Annotated in this window: 6 protein-coding genes; 2 read left to right on the top strand and 4 right to left on the bottom strand. The window is 71.4% G+C overall.

Annotation, left to right across the window (positions count from 1 at the left end; genetic code table 11):
- The first annotated feature begins 39 nt into the window (after positions 1 to 39).
- Both OGL89_RS04395 and OGL89_RS04400 read left to right on the top strand, forming a co-directional pair.
- Positions 40 to 1101, top strand: a complete 1062-nt coding sequence (locus OGL89_RS04395; protein ID WP_263118660.1) for a glycosyltransferase family A protein — start codon at positions 40 to 42, stop codon at positions 1099 to 1101.
- A 73-nt stretch (positions 1102 to 1174) separates the two neighbouring features.
- Positions 1175 to 1735, top strand: coding sequence for a DNA starvation/stationary phase protection protein (locus tag OGL89_RS04400; protein ID WP_263118668.1), 561 nt, complete (start codon positions 1175 to 1177; stop codon positions 1733 to 1735).
- 53 nt (positions 1736 to 1788) lie between these two features.
- Here the strand turns inward: OGL89_RS04400 and OGL89_RS04405 are convergent, their stop codons facing one another.
- From OGL89_RS04405 to OGL89_RS04420, 4 genes are all read right to left on the bottom strand, one after another.
- Complete coding sequence (locus OGL89_RS04405; RefSeq protein ID WP_263118661.1) at positions 1789 to 1998, bottom strand: hypothetical protein; 210 nt, start codon at positions 1996 to 1998, stop codon at positions 1789 to 1791.
- Between the two features lie 37 nt (positions 1999 to 2035).
- Positions 2036 to 3193, bottom strand: a complete 1158-nt coding sequence (locus tag OGL89_RS04410; RefSeq protein WP_263118662.1) for a hypothetical protein — start codon at positions 3191 to 3193, stop codon at positions 2036 to 2038.
- Positions 3123 to 5021 (bottom strand): glycosyltransferase, encoded by a 1899-nt coding sequence (locus OGL89_RS04415; RefSeq protein WP_263118663.1) that lies wholly within the window; start codon positions 5019 to 5021, stop codon positions 3123 to 3125. Before OGL89_RS04415 ends, OGL89_RS04410 begins: the two co-directional genes overlap by 71 nt.
- A 155-nt stretch (positions 5022 to 5176) precedes the next feature.
- A partial coding sequence (locus OGL89_RS04420) for an aminotransferase class IV (RefSeq protein ID WP_346770674.1) occupies positions 5177 to 6048 on the bottom strand: 872 nt, incomplete at its 5' end.

Raw genomic sequence — 6048 nt, forward strand, 5'->3', positions numbered from 1 at the left:
CGGAACCCGGGCCGACGACTCACAGGAGCCGGTCGACGTATGAGCACGCCCGTGCTGGGCGGCGCCCTCACCGCCACCGCCACAGCCGTCACCGGTGACCCGGTCCTCACGGTGGTGGTCCCGGCCTACAACGCCGCCGACTACCTGGGCCGGGCGCTCGACTCCCTGCTCGGCCACGGCGCCGTGGTGGAGATCCTGGTGGTCGACGACGGATCGACCGACGGCACCGCCGCACTCGCCCGGCGCTACGTCGACCGGGGTCTGGTCCGGCTGATCCGCCAGCCCAACGGGGGCCACGGCGCCGCGATCAACACCGGGCTGCGGCACGCCACCGGCCGCTACCTGAAGGTGGTGGACGCCGACGATTGGCTGGACCGCGACGCCTTCGCCACCACGCTCGACCGGCTGGCCACCATCGGAGACGTCGACCTGCTGGTGGCGAACTTCGTGTACGAGAAGACCGGCAAGCGACGCAAGCACGTGATCCGCTACGGCAACGTGCTCCCTCGCGACCGGGTCTTCACCTGGCGGCAGACCGGGCGGATGCGGTCCCGGCAGTACCTGATGATGCACGCGCTGATCTACCGCACCGCCCTGCTGCGCGAGGTCGGGCTGCGGCTGCCCGAGCACACCTTCTACGTGGACAGCCTCTACGCCTGCGTCCCGCTGGCCCGGGTGCGTAGCGCCTACTACCTGGACGTCGACCTGTATCGCTACTACATCGGGCGGCCCGGCCAGTCGGTGCAGGAGTCGGTGATGGTCCGCCGGCTCGACCAGCAGCTGCGGGTGAACGGGCTGCTCCAGGACCACCTGACCCGCGCGGACGTCGCCCACGCCGACCCGCACCTGCGCCGGCACCTGGTGCACTACTTCCGGGCGATCTGCGTGGTCTCCTCGATCATCGCGCTCAGCGCCGGGACCCCCGAGGCGCTGGCGCACCGCGACCGGCTGTGGTCGACCCTGCGGGCCGAGGACCCGGCGCTCTACCGGCAGGTCCGGTTCAGCACGATCGGGATGACCGCGACCCTGCCGGGTGCGGTCGGCCGACGGCTCTCCCTGCTCGCCTACCGGGCGGCCCGCGGCGTCATCGGATTCAACTGACCTGCGGTTGCGGGGTGTGCGCGGGAGCGGCACGGTGGGACTTGAACAGTTCCAGATCCTCAGGAGGATGACCATGGCCCGTGCCGAACTTCCGAAGTACACCGTTCCGTCCCTCACCGTCGAGGACGGCGCGAAGGTCGCCGCCATCCTGCAGCAGCGGCTGAACGCCCTCAACGATCTGCAGCTGACCCTCAAGCACATCCACTGGAACGTCACCGGTCCGCACTTCATCGCGGTGCACGAGATGATCGACCCCCAGGTGGACCAGGTCCGGGAGATGGTCGACGCCATCGCCGAGCGGATCGCCACCCTGGGCGTCGCCCCGGTCGGGACCCCCGGCGCGCTGGTCAAGGCGCGGAGCTGGGACGATTACTCGATCGGCCGTGCGGGTGCGATCGAGCACCTCGGCGCGCTGAACGAGGTCTACGTCGGCGTGATCGGCGACCACCGCCAGGCGGCCGCCGACACCGAGGAGCTGGACACCGTCACCAACGACCTGCTGGTCGGGCACCTGCACGAGCTGGAGCTGTTCCACTGGTTCGTCCGGGCCCACCTGGAGTCCGCGGGCGGCGCGCTCAGCACCGAGGGCGCCGACACCGAGAAGGAAGCCGCCTCGGCCGCCTCGCACGGCTGACGGCTCGCACGCAGAAGCCCCCGGGACCAGGTGTCCCGGGGGCTTTCGCCTGCTCAGAGCCGCTCGGGCTCGTCCCAGTCGTCGGTGGCGGCGATCTCCTCGTCGTCCGGCAGCAGCTCGGCGTCCTGGAGCGAACGCGGACCGCGCTGCGGGTCGCCGCCGCTGCGGGCGTCCCGGGTGCGCAGCTCCGCCTCGGACAGGCGGTGGTCGGCCAGGTGCTCGGCGGCCGGGTCGGAGGTGAGGTCGCGGGGGTTGGTGCTCATGGCACGGTTCTACCCTCCCCCGGTCCGCGGGACCACTTCACAGCCCCGTGACCACCCGCAGCCAGTCGTAGATCGGGGAGTCGGCGATCAGCAGCAGGATTCCCCAGCCGAGCGCGATCTGCAGCAGCGCCGACGCGAGGATGATCCGGCGACGGGTCCGGCTCGGGCGCCGGGCCACCAGCAGCAGCACGTACAGCGCGGTGAGCAGCACATAGGTCTGCCCGCCGGCCTGGCGCAGCCCGGCCCACAGGGACAGGTACAGACCGGCGATCGCGATGATCGGCGCGATCAGCGACCAGCGGTCCCGGACCAGACGGAAGCCGAAGGCCACCAGGAACAGCGGCACCGCGAGCATCCCCTGCGCGATCAAGGCCGCGGCCGCGTCGGCCCCGATCGGGAACCATCCCTGGGACGCCGTCGACTCCAGGCCGCCCCACGGGTCGGAGGAGAACCACCAGGACGCGTAGAGCCAGAACGCGATCGCCCCCACCGCCGGGAAGATCAGCACCGTGATGGTCGCGCGGTTCGACGCCCGGCCGCGCTGTCCGGCCCGGCTGGCGAAGAACGGCGCGAGGGCGCCGAGCACGATCGCGTAGAACCACGCCCCGGGGTCGACCATCACGGCCACCCCGAGGGAGATCCCGGCCCGGAAGCCCGCCTCGGTGTTCTGCTCCTCCACGAAGGACGCGATCCCGTCCAGCGCCACGACCACCAGGGCCAGGCCCAGCAACGACTGCAGGTCCGACGCCGCGAGGTAGTACAGCGGCGGGGTCAGCACCAGGGTGCCGAGCACCGCGGCAGTCCCCCACAACCCGACGCCACGGCGGGCCAGCACCCCGGCCAGCCGTTGCAGCACGAACCCCAGCACCACCGCCGCGACCAGGTTCAGCGCCAGATCGCTGCCGCCGACGATCGAGGACAGCGCGGCGGACAACGGCGGGAAGATCTCCGCCATCCAGCCCAGGCTCGTGTCGCCCCACTGGATCAGGTCACCGCGCGCGGACAACGCCCGGTTCGCGGTCGGCACGAATCCGCTGCCCTGGGTCAGCAACGCCACCAGGGCGAACGGGAACGCCAGAGTCAGCCGGAGCAGCCAGCGCTGCGACGGCTGGATCGGCCAGGTGTCAGGCGCCAGCCCCTTGGATCCGAAGCGCGGGCTGGGGCGCGGGATGGGCGGTGACGCCGGTGAGGCCATGGGCGGTCTTCTCCCAGTAGTGCGGCTTGGTGATCAACTGCCACAGCGCCTTGTACGCGGCGACCGAGTGCAACAGCCAGTAGAACGGATTGACCAGCCCCCACAGGACCAGGCTGTACCGGCGCCGTTTGAAGGCGCCCATCATCGACACGTAGATCATCAGGGCGGAGCCGACACCCAGGTTGAACAGCGACAGCCAGAGCACCCACCCCGGGAACAGGAAGTCGAGCTGGTCCGGCTCCAGCAGCAGCGAGGCCAGGAACACCGCGTACAGGACCGGCACCGCCAGGAACGTCGCGGGGGTGCCGCCCACCAGGAACAGGAAGGACAGGGTCTGGCGCAGCCCCGCCACCCGGACCAGCCGGAACGGCTGCCGCAGGTGCACCAGGGTCGTCTGCATGTAGCCCTTGATCCAGCGCGACCGCTGCCGGATGAAGTTCGGGTACGAGGTGTTCGCCTCCTCGTAGGTGGTGGAGTCGATCACCCCGACCCGCAGCCCCTCGGCCGACGCCCGGATGCCCAGGTCCGCGTCCTCGGTGACGTTGAACGGGTCCCAGCCGCCGAGCCGGCGCAGACCGGAGATCCGGAAGTGGTTGGACGTGCCGCCGAGCGGGATCGCCAGCCGGTTGTACTCCAGGCCGGGCAGCATGTAGTCGAACCAGAACGAGTACTCCAGCGTGAACATCCTGGTGAGCGGGTTCTCCTCCGCGTTGAAGTAGTTCAGCGCGGCCTGCACGCAGACCAGGTCCTCGCCGGCCTCGCGGAAGGCCAGGACGGCCTTCTTCAGCTGGTCCGGCTCCGGCTTGTCCTCCGCGTCGTAGATCACCAGCAGCTCACCGGTGGCGAACTCCAGGCCGACGTTGCACGCCTTGGGCTTGGTCTGCGGCGCACCGGCCGGCACGGTGATGAACCGGAAGTGGCTCGGCGGATGCGCCGCCTCGGCGGCGGCCCGGGTCTCGGTGTCGTCCTCCTCGACCAGGATCAGCACCTCCAGCTTGTGCGCCGGGTAGTCGATCGCGCCGAGGTTCTCGATCAGGTTGGCGACGATGTTCGCCTCCTTGTACACCGGCACCAGCACGGTGTACCGCGGCAGCTCGTCGTCGCGCAGCGCCGCCAGCCGACCCGGGTCGGTGCGCGCCACCCGTTCCATCCGGGCACCCCGGATCGAGGCCCAGAACTTGAATCCGGTGCCGATCAGGAAGGCCAGTCCGACCAGCACCGACAGGGTCACCACCACGAGCCGCGGGCTGGCCCAGAACGCCAGCGCGACCAGCACCAGCGCGATCACCAGCGCCACCTGCTGCCAGCGCACCAGCACGGTCCGTGCCGACTGGGCCGGCGACCGGCCCCACAGCCCCAGGCTCGCCTTGTCCCGCAGCTGCGGGCCGTAGCGGTCGAGCACGGCCTGCTGGAACTCCCATCGGTCCGCGAGCACCAGGTACGGCTCCTCGCCCAGCGCGGCCGCGATGGTGTCGCGCTCCGCCTCGCCGGGCTCGTCGATCACCGCCACCACCCGCGACCCGTCCGCTCGGCGCTCCATCGGCAGCCAGCCCTGCTGCAGCACGGTGTCGACGTCCGCGGCCGCCAGCTCCGCACTGGTCAGGACCCCGGTGGTCCGAGAGGGGTCGACGAAGGGCATTCCCCACAGGTCGGCCAGCGCCCGGGTCAGCGACTGCGAGTCCACCGCACCGATCGCGACCAGGACGCCGCCGATCTGGGTTCCGGAGCTGCGCGCCACCTCGGCGGCCGAGTCCAGGACCTGACGGTCGACCAGCCCCCGCTCCACCAGGTAGTCCCCGACCCGGAGGGCGTTCTCGTGTCGTCCCACGTTCTGGCTCGCCTTCGTGCCGAGTGCCTGACACACCGGCGGACCCTGCTCCCGCCCGGCATTCGGACGGCGATACAGGACCAGGCCCGCGCCGTCCCGTCCACCCTAAGCGACAGGTCACCCACTGTCGCCGCTCAGCCGGAGAACAGCCCAGATCACGGCTCCAGCGACCGCGCCTGACCCTCGGCGAACGCCGCCTGCGCCGCCCGGGTCACCGGGCCCGGGCCTCCCCCGCCCACCGGACGGCCGTCCACCGCGACCACTGGCTGCACGTCCCGCGCGGACGACGTCAGGAACACCTCGTCCGAGTCCACCAGCGCGTCGTAGGGCAGATCGACCTCCCGCGCGCCGATCCACTCCAGCACCAGCGCCCGGGTGATCCCGGCCAGGCAACCGGAGGACAACGGCGGGGTCAGCAGCTCGCCGTCCCGGACCACGAACACGTTGGTTCCGGTGCCCTCGCACAGCTCGCCCCGGGTGTTCGCGAACACGGCCTCGCTCGCACCGGCTGCGTGCGCCTGCGACAGGGCGAGCACATTCTCCCCGTAGGACGTGGTCTTCAGACCGGTCAGCGCGCCCACCTCGTTCCGGCGGTACGGCACCGTGATCACCCCCACCTCCGGGTCGGGGTCGTGCCCCGGCGTGAGACCGAGGATCAGCGTCGGTGTGCTCGCGCCCGGGTCCAGACGCCCGGAGCCCAGCACGCCCGGCCCCGCGGTGAACGTGATCCGGAGCAGGTCGTAGGCGCTGGTCAGGAGACCACGGTTCGCCTCGATCACCGCGTGCGCCGCCGCGCGGACCGCCGCCGGGTCGAAGCCGGACAGTCCCATCCCCGCCGCCGACCGGGTCATCCGCTCCAGGTGCCGGTGCAGCGCGAAGGTCTCGCCCTGCACCACCTTGACGGCCTCGAACACCCCGTCACCGACCACCAGCCCGTGGTCCCGCGCCGACGCGGTCGCCCGCTCCGCCGGCACCAGATCGCCGTTGACCCAGAACACCGTCCCGCTCACGTCCATGCCCCGCACGC

It is taken from the genome of Cellulomonas sp. RIT-PI-Y, from assembly GCF_025642745.1.
Taxonomy (GTDB): domain Bacteria; phylum Actinomycetota; class Actinomycetes; order Actinomycetales; family Cellulomonadaceae; genus Cellulomonas.

What these genes read in the sequence shown, in the direction of transcription:
- OGL89_RS04395 (WP_263118660.1), top strand. Translation starts at nt 40, where the DNA reads ATGAGCACGCCCGTGCTGGGCGGCGCCCTCACCGCCACCGCCACAGCC.
- OGL89_RS04400 (WP_263118668.1), top strand. Translation starts at nt 1,175, where the DNA reads ATGGCCCGTGCCGAACTTCCGAAGTACACCGTTCCGTCCCTCACCGTC.
- OGL89_RS04410 (WP_263118662.1), bottom strand. Translation starts at nt 3,193, where the DNA reads ATGGCCTCACCGGCGTCACCGCCCATCCCGCGCCCCAGCCCGCGCTTC.
- OGL89_RS04405 (WP_263118661.1), bottom strand. Translation starts at nt 1,998, where the DNA reads ATGAGCACCAACCCCCGCGACCTCACCTCCGACCCGGCCGCCGAGCAC.